Source organism: Bradyrhizobium zhengyangense, assembly GCF_022012555.1.
GTDB lineage: Bacteria > Pseudomonadota > Alphaproteobacteria > Rhizobiales > Xanthobacteraceae > Bradyrhizobium > Bradyrhizobium zhengyangense.
In genome coordinates this window covers 19,225-35,771 of sequence record NZ_JAKLTZ010000030.1, presented here as the reverse complement: position 1 = coordinate 35,771, position 16,547 = coordinate 19,225, and the positions used below count along the sequence as shown (strand labels likewise).

Annotated in this window: 16 protein-coding genes and 2 pseudogenes; 7 read left to right on the top strand and 11 right to left on the bottom strand. The window is 58.0% G+C overall.

Translation table 11 applies throughout. From position 1 onward, the window contains the following. Positions 1 to 315: 315 nt before the first annotated feature. From L6639_RS40820 to L6639_RS40805, 4 genes and pseudogenes are all read left to right on the top strand, one after another. Positions 316 to 600, top strand: coding sequence for a hypothetical protein (locus tag L6639_RS40820; protein ID WP_128929728.1), 285 nt, complete (start codon positions 316 to 318; stop codon positions 598 to 600). Positions 601 to 794: 194 nt separating this feature from the next. Next, positions 795 to 1,913, top strand: a pseudogene (locus tag L6639_RS40815) (IS630 family transposase). A 119-nt stretch (positions 1,914 to 2,032) separates the two neighbouring features. Continuing rightward, positions 2,033 to 2,185 (top strand): DUF2274 domain-containing protein, encoded by a 153-nt coding sequence (locus L6639_RS40810; RefSeq protein WP_128930165.1) that lies wholly within the window; start codon positions 2,033 to 2,035, stop codon positions 2,183 to 2,185. Between the two features lie 439 nt (positions 2,186 to 2,624). Next, a complete protein-coding gene (locus L6639_RS40805) occupies positions 2,625 to 3,257 on the top strand; it encodes a hypothetical protein (protein ID WP_128929727.1) in 633 nt (210 codons plus the stop codon). An 86-nt stretch (positions 3,258 to 3,343) separates the two neighbouring features. Here the strand turns inward: L6639_RS40805 and L6639_RS40800 are convergent, their stop codons facing one another. The 4 genes and pseudogenes from L6639_RS40800 to L6639_RS40785 all read right to left on the bottom strand — a co-directional run bounded on the left by L6639_RS40800 (position 3,344) and on the right by L6639_RS40785 (position 4,744). Beyond that, positions 3,344 to 3,613 carry a recombinase zinc ribbon domain-containing protein gene (locus L6639_RS40800; protein WP_232995653.1) on the bottom strand — a complete coding sequence of 90 codons (270 nt, stop codon included), beginning with the start codon at positions 3,611 to 3,613 and terminating at the stop codon, positions 3,344 to 3,346. Positions 3,614 to 3,709: 96 nt separating this feature from the next. Then, positions 3,710 to 3,940, bottom strand: a pseudogene (locus L6639_RS40795) (recombinase family protein); the annotation flags it as partial. Then, the gene (locus tag L6639_RS40790) at positions 3,841 to 4,584 is read right to left on the bottom strand and encodes a recombinase family protein (RefSeq protein WP_232995596.1); all 744 of its coding nucleotides are present in this window, start codon (positions 4,582 to 4,584) and stop codon (positions 3,841 to 3,843) included. The gene L6639_RS40790 and the pseudogene L6639_RS40795, both read right to left, overlap by 100 nt. After that, positions 4,577 to 4,744, bottom strand: a complete 168-nt coding sequence (locus tag L6639_RS40785) for a DUF2309 domain-containing protein (protein WP_164933827.1) — start codon at positions 4,742 to 4,744, stop codon at positions 4,577 to 4,579. The genes L6639_RS40790 and L6639_RS40785 overlap by 8 nt, the downstream gene beginning before the upstream one ends. A gap of 366 nt (positions 4,745 to 5,110) precedes the next feature. On the opposite strand from L6639_RS40785, the gene L6639_RS40780 reads away from it, so the two are divergent. From L6639_RS40780 to L6639_RS40770, 3 genes are all read left to right on the top strand, one after another. After that, a complete protein-coding gene (locus L6639_RS40780; protein ID WP_232995652.1) occupies positions 5,111 to 5,365 on the top strand; it encodes a hypothetical protein in 255 nt (84 codons plus the stop codon). Further along, on the top strand, positions 5,331 to 5,900 hold the full coding sequence (locus L6639_RS40775; RefSeq protein ID WP_232995595.1) for an RNA-dependent RNA polymerase family protein: 570 nt from the start codon (positions 5,331 to 5,333) through the stop codon (positions 5,898 to 5,900). The genes L6639_RS40780 and L6639_RS40775 overlap by 35 nt, the downstream gene beginning before the upstream one ends. Before the next feature lie 446 nt (positions 5,901 to 6,346). Continuing rightward, positions 6,347 to 7,144: an effector protein NopP gene (locus L6639_RS40770; protein WP_276575808.1), complete on the top strand. Its 798-nt coding sequence runs from the start codon at positions 6,347 to 6,349 to the stop codon at positions 7,142 to 7,144. 910 nt (positions 7,145 to 8,054) lie between these two features. Here the strand turns inward: L6639_RS40770 and L6639_RS40765 are convergent. From L6639_RS40765 to L6639_RS40735, 7 genes are all read right to left on the bottom strand, one after another. Continuing rightward, entirely contained in the window at positions 8,055 to 8,276 is a 222-nt protein-coding gene (locus L6639_RS40765) for a tetratricopeptide repeat protein (protein WP_232995594.1), read from the bottom strand. A gap of 216 nt (positions 8,277 to 8,492) precedes the next feature. Next, the gene (gene sctV, locus L6639_RS40760) at positions 8,493 to 10,610 is read right to left on the bottom strand and encodes a type III secretion system export apparatus subunit SctV (RefSeq protein ID WP_128929726.1); all 2,118 of its coding nucleotides are present in this window, start codon (positions 10,608 to 10,610) and stop codon (positions 8,493 to 8,495) included. A 10-nt stretch (positions 10,611 to 10,620) separates the two neighbouring features. Further along, positions 10,621 to 11,043, bottom strand: coding sequence for a histidine kinase (locus L6639_RS40755; RefSeq protein ID WP_128929725.1), 423 nt, complete (start codon positions 11,041 to 11,043; stop codon positions 10,621 to 10,623). Positions 11,044 to 11,045: 2 nt separating this feature from the next. Further along, positions 11,046 to 11,582 (bottom strand): hypothetical protein, encoded by a 537-nt coding sequence (locus tag L6639_RS40750; protein ID WP_128929724.1) that lies wholly within the window; start codon positions 11,580 to 11,582, stop codon positions 11,046 to 11,048. A gap of 32 nt (positions 11,583 to 11,614) precedes the next feature. Then, complete coding sequence (locus tag L6639_RS40745; protein WP_128955094.1) at positions 11,615 to 12,508, bottom strand: SctD/MshK family protein; 894 nt, start codon at positions 12,506 to 12,508, stop codon at positions 11,615 to 11,617. A 106-nt stretch (positions 12,509 to 12,614) separates the two neighbouring features. Further along, positions 12,615 to 12,848: a hypothetical protein gene (locus L6639_RS40740; protein ID WP_128929722.1), complete on the bottom strand. Its 234-nt coding sequence runs from the start codon at positions 12,846 to 12,848 to the stop codon at positions 12,615 to 12,617. A 1,209-nt stretch (positions 12,849 to 14,057) separates the two neighbouring features. After that, positions 14,058 to 15,851: an HrpF/NolX family T3SS translocon protein gene (locus tag L6639_RS40735; RefSeq protein ID WP_128929721.1), complete on the bottom strand. Its 1,794-nt coding sequence runs from the start codon at positions 15,849 to 15,851 to the stop codon at positions 14,058 to 14,060. Positions 15,852 to 16,547: the final 696 nt, after the last annotated feature.

Sequence of the window (16,547 nt, the reverse complement as noted above, 5' to 3'; positions counted from 1 at the left end):
TTCGCTTCGGGGTTCAAACACTGCGTTCTTGGCACATTACGATGCCGTCTGGGGAGGGCGGCAACCATCCCATCTCATCTGGTGGTCGGTGATGTGAAGGCCAGGCAAGGCATCGATTCCCTCTTGTCGAGACGAATCAACAGCTTGCACCAGCCGCACCCAGCCGCCAGACCGGTCCGAAAAACGCGACGCCGATGGGAACGGTCCTCCGGTCGGGCTACGCCCTCCCTTCGGTCCGTCCCCATCCGCGCAGTCTCATCCTGATTGTCGCTAAGGTCTCACCTTGATCGCCGCCGCCCATGCAGGCGAGGAACCATGATCTTATATACCTACTCACGCGAGATTGAGCCGAACGAAGATCGCTGGAAAGACACAGGAATCCAGAGTTTCTTTTTTGCAGAGCTGGAAGAGGTGCGACAGATCGTTCTCGAACTCCGCGAGGAAATCGCCTCGGATGAGGACAAGCAGCCTTCATGGAGTCCAGTTCGCATCGAGCGGATTGAACTCCTCGCTCCGACAACGCAGAACGTCCTGACCCTGCTCAACGAGGGGATCGGACCGCTGATCCGGCGCTATGAAATCGTGGAAACCATTGCTTAAGTCGAGAGCTATCCGGCCAATTCACACCCGCGCAGTTGGCAGCCTCCCTTTTTTTGCAGTCGCGTTGCAACGACTGTTCGCCAGATCGGTGAAGTAAAACTCTAGTGTCCTGAGTCACAAGTTCGCAATCGTAGATTCGCATTAGATTCGCGTCGCTGTGCCAAAGATGGCGGCAAACAGCGACGGAGTCTCCGATGGCGGTCCAGCAACTTGCCCCCCTGATATTGAGCGATGACGAGCGCGCCGAACTGACGTCGCTGACGAAGCGGCGGAAGACGGCGCAGGCGCTGGCTTTGAGAGCCCGGATCGTGCTGACCTGCGCGGAAGGTGGTCAGAACAAGGACGTGGCGGCCAAGCTAGGCCTGGAGCGGGGCACAGTAGGCAAGTGGCGACGACGTTTTGTGGAGCAGCGCGTGGCCGGGCTGCATGATGAGCCGCGCTCCGGCGCGCCTCGCACGATTGACGACGCCCGCATCGAAGCCGTGATCGTGAGAACGTTGGAGAGTTGCCCTGAGAACGCCACTCATTGGAGCTCCCGGGACATGGCGAAGGCGAGCGGCCTATCCGTATCGACGGTACAACGCATCTGACGGGCCTTCGGCCTCCAGCCGCACCGGATGGAGACGTTCAAGCTCTCGACCGATCCGAACTTCGTGGCCAAGGTGCGCGATGTCGTAGGCCTTTACGTCTCGCCGCCGGCACACGCCATCGTTCTGTGTGTAGACGAAAAGTCGCAAATCCAGGCGTTGGACCGCAGTCAGCCGATGTTGCCAATGCGTCCCGGCCAGCCGGCCCGAAGGAGCCACGATTACAAAAGACACGGCACCACATCGCTGTTCGCCGCCCTCGACATTGCGACCGGACGGGTTATCGGCAAGTGCTACGGACGGCACCGTGCCGCCGAGTTCCGCAAGTTCTTGGACGAGATCGAGGCCGCTGTGCCCCGCCAACTCGACGTCCATCTCGTCATGGATAACTATGCCACCCACAAGACTCCGCTGATCCGGAAATGGCTGGCTAAACGGCCGCGCTGGCATGTGCACCTGACCCCGACCAGTTCGTCATGGCTCAATCAGGTCGAGCGCTTCTTCGCGCTTCTTACCGATAAGAAGATCAGGCGCGGCGTCTATCGCAGCGTAGCCGCCCTCAGGGCAGACATCGCCTCATTCATCGAACGACACAACGCCGATCCGAAACCGTTCCGATGGACCAAATCCGCCGACGACATCCTTGCTTCCATCGAGCGCTTCTGTCGTTACAGCGCCCCGGAAAAACAAGACCCGATGTTGCGAACTTCTGGTTCAAGACACTAGGATAAGACCTCCTTCAACGCTTCGGCCAACCTCGTCATCGTGTGGATGTCCGGCGACCGTCTTAGCAACCAGACATCACAGGCATGAAATAGCCCCGTTAGAGGCCGGACAACGCGGAAATTCTGACACGGAACCGCAGCGCGACGCCAACAGAGCCCCCTAAATTGATTCCTCCCATGATCGAGCGCTTTGTGGCGACCGACCGCGCCTTGCGATGTCCCCAGCGAAGTGACACTCATTCCGTCCCTCGAGCGGCCGAGAGATCCGGTTAGCGCTCGCGAAGCAGGTCGAGCAACCTGCGCAGCGATGAACTACCTTTTAAATCAACAGCTTAGAAGGCGTTGGGGCGCAGAGTCGCCATTTCTGATCAGTTATGCAGAGGCTCTCGGAATTTCCTGTTCTACCAAACGCAACAATCGGGTGTTGCGTATCCCCGCAACTAACGGTTCTTGCGAAAGGCAGACACTCAAAAGCTCGGCTTCGGAATGGACGCAGGGCTTCTGTTCGCGGCGAGCCGGCGCAACCCATCACCGTTCAATTTCCGATAAATGTCGGCTGCCGACTTGTGGTGAACGCCAGGGCGCTTTCAGCGCATCTTGCGTGCTTAAGAGGAAACCGATTGAACAACTGCTCTACTCGGGGCCGTTGGTAACGCGACGTCCCTGGTGCGAACGGCAAGTTCCTTTGACTTCGCGTGATCGACGAGCGAGCTTGAGAGGCTGGCGACGCCATGGGCACGACACGCCCCTCCTGTGGATCGTCAGCCCGAGCACAATCGAGCTTTACAACGGCTTTGGCCGGCCGCTTGCACAAGGCGATGCGGAAGCTAACCGACTCCACACGTTCAAGATCATCGCTAGCGAGCTAACCGCGCTGGACGAACTCGCCGGGCGCCTCGCAATGGAGAGCGGCCAATTCTGGCTTCGAAACGATTCCATCAATCGGAAGAATACCGTCGATCAAAGGCTTCTGTCCGATCTAAGCGCTCTCGAGCGGGACCTCGTCGCTGATGACCTAGAGCGAGGCATCGCTCAAGGTCTAATCGGCCGAGTAATATTTACCCAGTATCTCGTCGACCGCGGTATCGTAGATAAGCGCAAGCTCAAAAAACATTGCGGCGAAGACACGTTGCCTGACGCCTTACGCAATACGACGTCTTCGCACGCGTTATTTGCATGGCTTCGCGCCACGTTCAACGGAGACATGTTTCCAGCCTCCATGCCAATGAGCCGCTTGCGCCATAAGCACTTTGTTCGGTTGCGGACTTTCTCGAAGCCATTGACCCGGAGACTGGGCAGCATTCGCTATTTCCATACCGCTTCGATATCATCCCCGTTGAGCTGATTAGCTCGATCTACGAGCAGTTTGCTCACTCACACAACGACAGCTCACGCGGCCCCCGACACTAGCGCACGAAAGTTAGGTGTTCACTACACTAGACTTCCCGTCGCCTCCCTCTCGGCGGTGAGTGTCGCGGTCAGTTTGGCGGGCTCCAACGCGGCAATGAACGCCCGGGTGATGGCGTCATCGACCTGAACGCCGCCGATATTGAGGCAGTAAACGCCTCGGTTCTCGACCAGCACTTTGCCAGCACAGTGATAACCTGGCGAAGAATTGCGTCCGCGATAGTGGGTGTGCAGGCGGCGGCCGCAATGGCCGCAACTGACAAGACCTTGCAGGAGGGCGTTGCCCTCTCTCACGGCGCCGCCGCCCTTGTGCGGCTGGGGTCGCGTGTTCGCGGCGAGACGTTGCTGATTTGCTTCATAGGTCTGCCAGTCGATGAACCCTGGATGATGCTCGGGGATGAGAACCTGCCATTGGGAACGCGGCAAGAATCGAATCCGCCTCTTGCGGGCACCAGTGCTAAAGAGAATCGTCTCTTGACGCGTTTTGCCATAGATATAGGCGCCGACATAGACGGGATTGGTCAAGACCTGGTGGATGGCGGTGTAGCTTGCCTCGACCCAACGGATCTGGGCACGGGCGTGCAGCTGCAGCGGGAACGTGAGCCCCTCGGAACGAAACCAGAGCCAAACGCGACGCGCCGATCCCATCTCGGCAAAGCGTGCAAAAACACTGCGAATGGCGATGACGACAGCTTCGTCAGGATGGAAGCGGACCTCGCCATCAGCCTCGCCCCAGACGAAGCCGACCGGCAGCCCGCGGCGCAGTTCACCCCGCGCCGCCTTGTTGCGGATTCGCCGTTGAGGCGAGCCCGCAGCACGTGCAGTTCGGCTTCGCTCATCGTGCCTTTGAGCCTCAACAAGAGGCGATCGTTGAAGACGGCCGAATGATAGATGCCGTCGGCATCGCCGATCAGCGTGTCGGTAAATCCGGCCAGATCAATCAGGCGGTACCATTCGGCGTTATTGCGCGCGAGCCGCGAGACTTCGAGACCGAGCACCAGGCCCACGCGCGCGAGCGCCACTTCGGCGGTGAGGCGGGCAAAGCCCGAACGCGCCACCGAGCCCAAACCGGAGAGGCCAAGATCCTCGTCGATAACGATGATGCGTTCATCGGGCCAGCCGAGGTCACGCGCTTTGCCGGCAAGCGCATATTGCCGGTCGGTTGATTCGCGGTTGTGCTCGACCTGTGCGGCGCTGGATTGGCGCAGATAGACGAAAGCCTGTCGAGAGAGATGACTTGACGTAATCTTGACGCGCTCACTCATCGCTTGCCTCCATCGCCAGGTCGTCCGGGAGCAGGCGTGCAATGAGGCGCGCCAGAATCTCGATTGCCGCCATGCGGGCGGCTTCGTCGATTTGGTCCCACGCTGCTGGCGCGCTTGGTGGAACATCGGGCTGATCGAAAAACTCCAGGTTCAATTGCATGGCGACTCTCCTTGCACGGCGCCGACTCGGCACCCCCGATGCAAAGAGCGTCGACGAGCTTGCGCAAGTGGAGCAAATCACCGAGCCTGCCGAGATCGTGGACAGCGTCATCGGTCGGCGGCGTGCCTCCAAGCGGCTCAACCTTCCAATCGGTCCAACTCGCCGGAATCAACGACCGACTGCCATCTGGCAGAACTGTGAGGAGATAGCGGACGCCGCGCCGCCTAATGGTGCCGATCACGGCCAACGCCTGACCTTCGAATGCGTGACGCTTGCGCGTGATCGTCACCGAAGCTGGGATATCATGGCGATGGGTAGTGTGTGGCCGCTTCCTTCGACTCGGTCGACCACGAGTGGCTGTTGCGGATGCTGGCGCACAGGATCGCCGATCCTCGCATTCTACGGCTCATTGGGCTGTGGCTGCGGGCCGGTGTTCTGGAGAGCAGCGAGAAGCAAGAAACGGACAGGGGTACTCCGCAAGGGGCGGGCATCAGCCCGCTCCTCGCCAACGTCTTCCTGCACTACGTCCTCGATCTCTGGGCCCACCAATGGCGCCGTCGCCATGCACGCGGTCGCACCGTGCGCTATGCCCGACGACTTCGTCATGGGCTTCGAGAGTAAGGCGGATGCGCAGGAGATGCTCTTGGCCCTCAAGGTGCGGCTGGCCAGCTTTGGCCTGATGCTTCATGAGGGCAAGACGCGGCTGATCGAGTTTGGCCGGTTTGAGGCCCTCTCGCGTCAGCGGCGCGGCGAGCGGCGGCCCGAGACCTTCGCCTTCCTCGGCTTCACCCACTACTGCGGGCGGACCCGGGACGGCCGGTTCATGGTGAAGCACAAGACGGACGGGAAACGCCTGACGCGCAAGCTGACGGCGTTGCGCCAGGACGCCTGGCGGCTCATGCACGAGTCACTGGCCACGCAGCACCAGTGGTTCGCCGCTGTTCTGCGTGGACACTACGGCTACTACGGCAGGCCGCACAATTATCCAGCGCTCAACGGCTTCTACCGCGAAGTGCGTCGGACGTGGATGCGCTGTCTGAGACGGCGTAGCCAGAAAAGTCGGCGCATGGGCTGGTCGGAGTTCGAGACCCTGACGACACACTTCCGTCTGCCCGGTCCGGGCATCACTCGCACTTGGGCGCAGGCGCGGATATGACGCGGGTTACTCTCGGGAAGAGCCGGGTGCGGGAAAGCCGCCTGCCCGGATCTGTGAGGGCGAAAGCCAAATGGCTGAGCTACTCGACCACGATCCAAACAGGCCAAGTAAGATCTCGATCTAGAGCCTGTTGTTTCTCCCGAATCGACATCGTCAGAGGGGAATTGTCTGATTTAATCCTATGCTGAGGAGGAGCGAGCTTGGATGATGCAACTCTATTCGGAAGGTCCTCGCCCTAGCGGAGGCGAGGCCTGTTCGTTACGGCGCTCATCAACCGGTTCCGAGGCATGGCGCCGAAACTGTACTCGCTGACCAGCACCGCGCAGCAGCAGGTCCCTTCCATTTATAGGCTGGTGTCAGAGTATGGACAGCTTAGGGGTCTACGAGTGGGTTGGTCAGCGGCCCGACACAATGCAAGACATGTGAACCATAGGAGAGTGCTCATCATGTACGGTCGAATCAACAATTTTTCCGAGAACGAAACTTATTATCGGCAAGATGCGGAGCATTCGAATTGCGAAAGCCAAGACTTCGCGGACGCGTTCGCTAGAATGCAGTTGCAAGATTCGGCCGGCAGCTCATCTTCGCATCCGCAATATGCCCTCCTTGCAAGGCCACCCGTGGTTGAGATCGATCAAGCGACATTCAGGAGAGAGGCGCGGAACTATCATGGGGAAGCTATCAATCGAATCGCCAACAATCCTCACGAATACTCTGAGCTTGTATCTGAAAGAGCAAGGCGCACGGTAGAGGTTGCCGAGAAGTACGCCGTCAGAAGAGATTCCGAGGACGCCCGATACTACAGCTACCAGTTAGGAAATATGAGCGTCGGCCTGCAAAGGACTGAACGCGGATTCAGCATGACTGAGTTCGAAAGCGGTAGGTGGCGAGACCAGTTCCCCGGAAGAAGTGAAGTCACCTCAGTTGTCGACTTTCAGGTGGCTCATCCGCTTGTCACGAATGCTGGCGATATTCTGCTCGAGCACCAACTTCGGCAAGACGGCGAACGACCGTTGGTGAATTGGCGTCCTGCTAATCCAGAAGCGAAAGCCCGCGCGCAAGCAATGGGGTTCGTTGAAGTGGATGAGGACGACATGGTGCTCGATCCCACCCAGTCCGGAAAGTGGGAGCTAAACAGCGATGGTGAATGGCAACGTGCAACTAGTTCTCGGCGCTATCTCTCCAAAGCGGACAGTGATACTGAAGCTGCAGCAGATTCCGACGAGGACGGTGACTTTATGTAGCGCGGATCTGCAAGCGTTCGTGTCGCGGCGGGCGGTGGAGCAACGTAAGTCGACATTGTCGGCTTACGTTGAGTCCTCGGCGGGTCGAAGCCGACCGCTTTGACCGGATGAGATCCCTGGTAACAACCGCACCGTGGTCTATGAGAGTTGCGCGGCGATGATAGCTCAACAAAAGCCCCGGCTTCGAGCCGGGGCTTTCCATTTGCATCCGGAGAGGAGGAATCATTCGCGGATTGACGCCATGGGGGCCACGCGTCATCGTGCCGGTTTCCAGCCCAGTCGCGGTGTGCGCCAATGTCCACCATCAGAACGGTCCAAAGTGATTTCCGTTTGAGGAGCGAATCTGATGGTGTGTCTTCGGCCGTTTCGATCGAAGACGCCAAATCTGGAGAGATGTCGAGCCACCTCGTGCTGAGCATACCATCAAGTTGTTCGTCGGCGGCCGGTGCGACAAGCAATGCGAATTGCTTGCGTCGTGCGTAATGTTTCTTCGGCGTTGCTGTAGAGAAAAACCAGCAAATGCTCTCTCCATCGCATACACTAGGTCGCTGGAAGACAGACATGAGTGTCAGAACCAGCACACGCAATCCCAAGCCTCGGGGATAAGAGAGCATCTGCACATTGACTCGCGACTAACCCGTTAGCCGAAAAAGGACCCCAGCGGATGCAGGCTGAGCCGTGCTCAACCTACCAAACCCTGCAGGAAATGTATCGTTAGCGAGCAACGGCGCTAGCGAGATTGCGCCCCCTGATGGGCGGCTAAAACTGCTGTAGGCTCGCGCTTCCTGTTTTGGCCTTCTCATTAAGTACGAGCGACAGCTTTAAGTTGTTGCGCAGCATCGGATTATCGAGGGTCGTTGCGAGAGCTTGCCGATATAGCGCTTGTGCTTCACGGTGACGTCCTTCACTGTCAAGCACAACTCCCTTCGCAATTCAGGGCGCGCAGGTCTGCAGGGACCGCGAGCAAGACCTTGTCGAGGACATCAAGCGCCTCATCCGGGCGCTTGCGCACCAGCAGGGCACGCGCCAGAGGAATCGCCGCATTGACCTTGCCCGGTTGTTGTTTCAACGTTTCGCGAAAAGTCTCCTCGTCAGCGTCCGCTTGGAGAGCGTAGGCAATGCGGTCGCGCATAGCAGGATCGATATCCTTGTCGCCTAGCGTTCTGGAGCGGTCTCTTGCTGCGATGAAGGACTGGGCTTAGGCGAGCTCGCGCAGCCTCCGAGTAGCAGAATGGCAAGCGGAGCGAGGATGGCTGAGTATAACTTCGGATCAAGTGAGAACAACCGCCGCCAGACATTCATTTTACATAAATTCAACTGCTATCTCACGACCACTGCTGTGCCTTTGTTAGCTGGTTGCGGCGATCGGGTCACGACGCTCTCCTGGGGAAGTCTTATGTTGTGAAGCCTCTAGCTTGACGGATCCAATCGGCTGAACCGTAAAATCCGCAGCGAGATCCTGATACGAAAGAACAGGAAGGTCGATCCCGTTGCGGGTGAGAAAACCCCGGACGAAACGCCGGATATCCATCGAACCCAGAATGACGGGTTGGCTCTGACCGCGTGCGATGCTCGAATGGATCTTGCGAAACTGCGAAAGCAGCATCTCGCTATCGCAATCGTCCAAAACGAGATAAGGACCCACGGCGGTGTCGCGCACCGCACCGCGCACGATATCCTCGGTGTGGCGCTCTACGATAAAGGCTGCCACGACACGGTGGGCGTTGGCATAGCGATGACAGATCTGCCGTTTCAGACCGGAGCGAACATATTCGGTAAGCAACACAACATTTTGTTCGCGCTCACTCCATTCTGCCAACACCTCCAGGACCAAGCGAGTGTTGCGAATTGGGATGCCCTCGTCCAGTAAGCGGCGCAGGACATCGGCGATCCGGGGAACCGGCATCGTGCGCAGCACCTCCTTCACCAGATCGGCATATTCCTGCTCCATTCGGCCCAGCAATTGTCGGGTCTCCTGAATGCCCACCAGGCGCTGTGCATAGCGCATCAATGTCGACTGGACGCGCAAGGCGACGACTTCGCTCGGACGGTGATACCCTATCCCGGCTGCTTTGAGAGCCGGCGCATGAAGTTGTTCGATCCAAATCCGATTTGTCTCTACGTCTTGCCGAAAGGGGATACCGCTCAATTCAATATTCGCTACGTCGTCGTTGAGCATGAGTTGCGTCGGATCCACAAAATCTCGCCCAACGGGCACTCCCTCAACGTCTACCCTGAATTGCGATTCAGGTAAAAGCTGGTCTATCTTGGTTGGTATGCGCGGAATTGTGATACCAAGATCAGATGAGACCAGTGTCGATATTCGCACGATTGCCTGCTCGAGTTCCTCTTTGTCGATTGCACCTGCAAGGTTTGGTGCGAGGAACAGCGCGATTGGAAGGGCCTCTGCAGGCAAGGTCTGTTTCTGACCCTGCGATGGAGCTTGAGGCGTACCGGCGCTACTGACCTCCGTCTTGGCGGCGTTCTTGGCGCGCTGCACGCCAACATTGACAAAGCTCGCCGCGCCGAAGAGTACGGCCAGCATGATGAACGGAGGCAAAGGGAAACCCGGTACGAGCCCCATCACAATCAGGACGCCGGCGGCCAACCGCAGCGCTTGCGTGCTGGCCGTCAGTTGGCTGACAATATCGCCACCCAGATTGAGCTGCAAAGGACCATTGACACGAGTGACAATGGTTGCAGCCGTAATTGACAGCAGCAGAGCCGGGATCTGCGAAATTAGCGCATCACCTATGGTGAGGATCGTATATTGATGCAGCGTCTCCTCCAGGGGCATGCCCTTGGAGAGCAAGCCGATTGTGATGCCGCCCAGCATGTTAATGCAGATAACTATGAGCCCGGCGATGGCGTCGCCCTTCACAAATTTCATAGCGCCATCCATAGCGCCGTGAAGTTGGCTCTCTTGCTCCAGCGCCGCTCGCCGACGGCGAGATTCGTTCTGATCGATGTGCCCGTTGCGCAGTTCCGCGTCGATTGCCATCTGCTTGCCCGGAAGCGCGTCGAGCGTGAAACGCGCCGACACTTCTGCGACCCGTTCTGCGCCTTTGGCGAGAACCATGAATTGCACCATGGTCACAATGAGGAATATGACGATGCCAACAGCGATATTGCCGGATATAACGAAATCGCCGAATGTATGTATGATGCTGCCGGCATCCCCCTCCGCAAGAATCAACCGCGTCGTCGCGACGGTAAGCGCTAGGCGAAAGACGGTCGAGATCAGGATGACGCCTGGCAAGGACGAAAAGTCAAGCGGCGTCTTGAGATACAGGGCCACCATCAGCAGCAGTATGGCAAAGCCGAGGTTGAAGCCGATCAGCATGTCGATCAATACGATCGGGATCGGCATGATCATCATTCCGATCGCCAGAAGAAGCATCAACGCGACCATCAAATCTGGGTTAGCTGGTGCGCGCACGATGAGACTATGCAGGGTATTGGCCATGAGAAGCCTGTTATTGTTTGATTGGAGCAGCGCTCCGCAATGAAACATAGCTCTTGAAGAGTGCGCGTGCCTCGGCCATGCGGCCGGCCTGACGAAGCGCATGACTGCGCAAGACCATCAAAGGCAGGCGCGAAGACGGGTCGTCGTCAAGCTTGTCTAACCTGTCCAGTGCCGCCAATGCGTCGTCACCGTGGCCCTCCGAGATCAGAGCGTAGACCAGAATGCGGAGCAGCTCGACGTCGTAAGAATGTTCGTGAGCTACGATTTGCAACAGAGCCAGGCTCTGTGCGCTCTGACCGCAGGCAAGATGGACATACGAAAGCGCGCAGAGCAAATCACGCTCCCTTCTTGTGATGTGCAAAACCTCACCGGCACGTGATAAGTGTGGCGGCGGAGCAGGTGTGAGGTGTTGCTCTCCGTCAGGCGCGGCCATTGCTAGCCTTTGATTAAACCGTTGTCATTCTGCCGGAGCAGAATTAACCGTCGCAGCTCCAACTGCACAATCGCGAGGTCTTCACGAGACACCGAACTCTCTGGCGCGGCCGAGAGCGTATCGGCCAAACGCTCGAGAAGAATGCCCTGCTTCTCTGGGCGCAAAACATGCGAATGAAATAGGCGCGGCGTGACAAAGGAGAGCAGGTTGTCCGCGAGACTGGGACCATTAAGCCAAGCAAGTTCTGAGCCTGGCTTGATCTCACCAATCTCGCCGCGCGCCTCGTTGACATTGACGCGCGAAACGGGATCAATAGAGGTAAGGTCCAGTGCGGTTACGATCGCGGAGACAACAGGCAGATCTTGCGGGGGATCATCCTGGAAAATCGCGAAGCTCTTGCCACCATTTGCATGAGTTCTCTCGATTGCGGATTCCGTGGCTCTAGCAGTCGCCGGCGTAATAGCAGGTGGGTTGTCGTCGACCTTGAGCTCCTCAAAAGAGGCGCCGGGCTCAAGCGAATGCTCAGACAGCCTAGTCATGAGTCTTTCCTCCTTATTCGCGGGCTGAAACTCTAATAGGGGAGGGCAACAAGCCGGCCGTTCCTGCTCAGCAGCAGACGTCGTTCCTCAATCCCATTGACGGTCCATCCGTTATTCAACAGCGCGCCCACGAAATACTTTTGACCAGCGATGACCAGATATGGCTCACTTCCTCGCCAAACGGCTTCGACGGAAATCGAGGACGGCGTCTTCTCCTCCCTGATGGCGACTGCATTGACGAGAACATATGCGTCCTTTCGATCGCGATCGAACCATTCTTGAACTTCCCGCCACTTTGGGAGAGAAGCGCGCGTTACGGTACCGTCAGCAGCGACAACACCCGGCTCAGATCGGACTTTGATATCAAAAAGGCCCGCTCGATCAACTTCCTCTTGCAGCCGTGTGGCAGCTGCTTCGGCGGTCGGAGCATCAGGAGCGTTGGGCGCCAGCTTAGGTGCAACGTCGACGTTACGGTGCAAGTCGGCGTTCACGTCAACAGCGCTGTCCGTCTCGACGAAACTCGTTGAGACGGCGCCGACCGCGACGGAACTGATCAGGACAGAGGCGAGTACCGCGGTCGATCCGAGCCAGCGGCTGATGGAGCCAGCTTGTTTGGAATCCTCTATGGAACAACGGATGGACATCTCGCCCGCATGGATGACGGCGGGAAGAGAAACAGCAACGCGCTCGTTCGGGAGAAGTGCCCGTTGTCCCTCTATCCTTACTTGCGGCGCAAGAGGCTCGATTTCAATCGAATTGTGATGGGGGGTGATACGAAAGTGATGACGTTCGAGCCCTTGTTCGATGAAAACCAAGTCAGCATCCAGGTCGCTACCAATCAGGCTCGATCCAAAGCCCAATTTGCCGGTCAGCCCGGAGTAAAGCCCCGACAGCACCTCGAAATGCAGGGAGTGTGGTTCATTCACGGTCGACGGTCTCCTGAACAGCGAGAGAGCCGTACGGCTCGTTGCGAGCTTTGCAGCTTACGCAGGCGAAGAAAGGTGGAACGACGACGTCGTCCCACCTCCTCCGTTACTGCACCCGCTCGTCGGCGACCTTCTTGATCGTCGTGAGCTCTGTTGAAACGATGCGAAGTTGCACATCCCTCTCAGTCGCTTTGGTGGTTTCAGCAGTCAGAGCGGCGATTTGGGCGTGCCAAGCGGCGTCTCCGGTGACTTCAGCAGCTGCAGCACCAACTGCGGCCGTAGCGGTGCCAGCGGCCCCCCCTGCGACCGAGGCAGTAGTCGCACCAATTTTAGAAGGCATATTGTTCTCCTGTGTGTTCGGGTGTCGCCGCTCCTGGCGGCTCCTATTTCCCGACGCCGCAACATCCGGCGTCAGGAATCCTCCTCGCTAATGGCCTCATGGAAACGAGCCATTGCATTACTTGCCATTTGGACAGCCGCGGCTCCGAGAGCGGCGTTGAATGCTTGGCGCAACGCGGCCTCTTGCGAGCTACTGTCCGGAGTTGACGTGCCATTTCCAGCGCTGCTTGTACCAGGCGATTGACCATGATTGTCATTGTCGTCGGGTGTGCGGGAGCCGTTCTTGTCACCACGAGCAGCATGGAAGTCAGGAGCAACGCGCGCAGTGGCGCTTGAACTCGGAATGCGCATTAAAGGCGTCTCCTATGTCAAGGTGGTCATGCCGTCGTGGCTTTCCTCACTGTGCGAGCATTAGCTTTCGACAAGCTGACGGATCTCAGAAATTCAACCGGTTTTGGCGGATTAACGAATTCGACGTGATTGGTGCATCGGCCACGTGTGGAGATCAGACAGTTGGCACCAAGAAAGACGATCATGTTATGAAGCCGGTTGATCGGGCGGTCTCGTTGATCATCAGGCTTTGAGGCCGAGATGCTATAACGTCCCGCTCGCCGTCGCCGGCGGCATCTCCATCAGGTAAGGCATTAAGACATTTCTCCCTGCCAAGCGCAGGCGGCGATGTGCCTAGATCGGATCAAACACGACCTGGAATGTTAAGCGTGCTGAAGCGATTAGAGCGTCAAGGCAAATCCGCCAAGTCTGCTAAGCCCTCAGCGTCATCGAGCACTTTCCCGCTGAGCGGGCAAAGGGCAAGCCTCGAGCGGTCGCCCTTGGTCTCATTCGTTCTGCCCTATTGCGCATCTCAGTGCGGCGTGTGCCTTCTCGTCGACATCATCTCGTTCTGTCCCGGTGTTAAGAAAGTCGACAAGTTCAGCGTCGGCTGTTGGAACCGGACGGCCGCCTATCGAACTGTTGCGACGACGTGCCGCATTTGGGGCTGCTCTCGAAGCACCGGTCGAGTCCAGCCAAACATAAAGCGGGCCATGGTGAAAACCGGCGAAGCAAAGTCGTCGGATGTGGGTAAGGAGCTCGAACATGCTGGCAAAGCTTGCGAGCCCCTACCGGTTTGGAGTGGAGACCCAACCGCACGAGGGCTGCGCAAGCTCGTCTAGCCACGCAGTTGTGAGCCGAGAGCCCCAAGTCACTCTGACTAGCTGTAAACGCCTGCAGCTTGCATGTCCGCGGACTCAATCCGCTCCTTTAGGGAGTTCAAATAGTCCTCCGCGTAAGATTGTGCCATCGAGACCGGAAGGTTGACGCCGGCCGTCGCGGCTTCTTGAATTGCCTGCTTCGTCAAGCCTTCGCGCATGGCTAGTTTGACCTCCGGGCCGCCGATACAACCCACCGCCTGTGCCGCAAGATTGAGTCCCGCTTCTTCCAGCGCCTGCTTTATGTTGCCGCCTGTGATGGCTGTGTGCAGAAGATTTGCTGCTTGCGCCTCGCTCTCGAGTATCATTGACGCGAGATCGGTCAATTCCCCCAAACCTGGAATGAAGCCGAGTACACCAACTGCCGTCGCAGCCCAGTCAAGCACGTTGGAGCCCACCTTGAGCACTTCATCAAAGGCGTGCATGAAGGCACCTCCGTTTTTCTTGGGTGACTTGACGTCCGGCTGGTCCGCCACGCCCGTCATCATGTCCTTGACGGCCGCCTGGTCGGCAGCCGGCTGAACAGCGTGCTGCTTCAATTGGTGAGCGGTGCGGTTCGCGCCGGACATGTTGCTGAAGAAATGGGTGAAATCGTTACTGCTGATGTTGCCGGAATCGACCGTATGGCCGCCGCCGAAGTCGAAGAACTTGTGGTGGGTCTTGTAGCCTGTGATCGAGTTGTTCAGCAATCCGAACAAGAGAGGATCCGACAACAGCTGGGAGGCCGCCTTTCGCACGTCCGGGGCGAGACTCTTGTCATCGACCATACTAGTGAGCGTCTCCCGGGTCAGGTCACCCTTCCCGAAAAAAGCCGCTTGGTTCTTATTGATCGTACCTAGCGTATCCAACTCGGCATGCGTGAGGTTCATCGATGACGAAGCCATCTGCAAGAAGTCCTCTTTGTGGACCTTATCTACCGAGCCGCCATACAACTGTTTCCATTCCTCTGGATGATTGAGGAAGTATCTCGCGGCTGCGAGAACCTGAGGTGGGCATTTACCCGTTTTAGCCTCGCCATCAACGATCTGCCTGAAATCCGCGAGGCTCAGGTTCTTGGGCAAATTATCAGAATAGCGATAGAGCTCACGCAGTGCGTCGGTCTGGGTCATAACGCAGGGCTGGCCGTTTCCGGTGCCGTCCGACGGAACGTAGTTATGCTCGTAGCGCCGCGCCTGCTGCTCCTGGAATGCAGCCACTTGTGAGTGATGATCGGAGAAGCCGGAGAGATCTCCTGCCTTGATTGTCCCCCCGCAGCGGCCATCGCCTTGTGAGCCTATCGCATAGAAGAGCTCCGGATCCTGCTGCAATGCTTCGATCGCCGTCTTCAGATCCGGCGGTGTGGAGGGGTCCGTCGCCAAATCTACGAGCGACTTCCAATCTAGGGGGCATTTATCTTTATGACGGTTCAGCACCGACACAATCTGCAACTCGGTGTCAGTCAGAGTGCCACTGTTCCATGTAATCCGTGAGCTGGGTACTGGCGCCGCTGCAATCGCAGTGGAGGCCGCAGCAGAGGTTGACTGCGGGGGCTGGCTATACGCTTCTGCGTCCAATGCAGCCCTAACGTCGGGTGGCACGATATTCCCCGTCAGCTGTATGAGCTCCTCCGTCAGGTTCTTAGTCGACTCCGAGGCCGAATCCTGTGGTGCGGAATGATCGCCGGTCGTGTCATTTAAGGCGTAGCTCGCAAGCACCGCCTCGAAACTTGACAGCTCTTGCGCCGGAGTGAGCCCGGGGGCAAGCCCGGACAAAGCCACGTTCGAGTTGGCGGCGAGGGATAGGTTGTTGACTGACATTATACATCCTGTGCTGTGAGATTGCGCCACCGTCCTGTCACACCGTGCAGCCCGAGTTCGCGACGAACACCAAGTGTTGATGGGCAGATCCAACAACTCCTGGCGGCTGCTCCCGGCGGCTGAGTGAGCGTCCAGTGCTCAGGTCCCGATCAACAGGCTCATTGCCTGCTAGATATTCACCCCCTTTTATAGTAGCGGGAGTTAGCTTTCGAGAAGCTGACGGCGCTCAGCGGAATGCGCGAACGGACATGAATGCGGTGTTGCGCAATACCCGCATCCCCCCAAAAGTGTCTGCCACTCCGTCGCGTCCTCACGCGGCAGATGGCAAAAATGGGAACTCGGGCCTGCAATCCGCGGAAGATCGGCGCGGGTTCGTGCAACAAAATTAAATGATACTGCCGCGTCGTCTGGCGATGGCGAGTGGGCGCGCTTACGGCCCGTTACGAGAGGGTTAGCGTCTGCTCCGTCAGCGCCATGAAGCATTATGGGATCAGTCACCGTTTGCCGGCAAATGTACTCAAACGGTTGAGATCGTCGATCGTTGAGTGGAGCTAAAGCCGTAGCCAGCGCAAGAATGATGCTGCCCACCTTTCCAGTTGAAGGCATCACCGTCTAGGTCTCGGGCTCTCATGCCGACAGCATCAGCTTTCAACATGCTCACAAAGAAAGCCGCGACCGCATTGAGCGCCGTTGTAA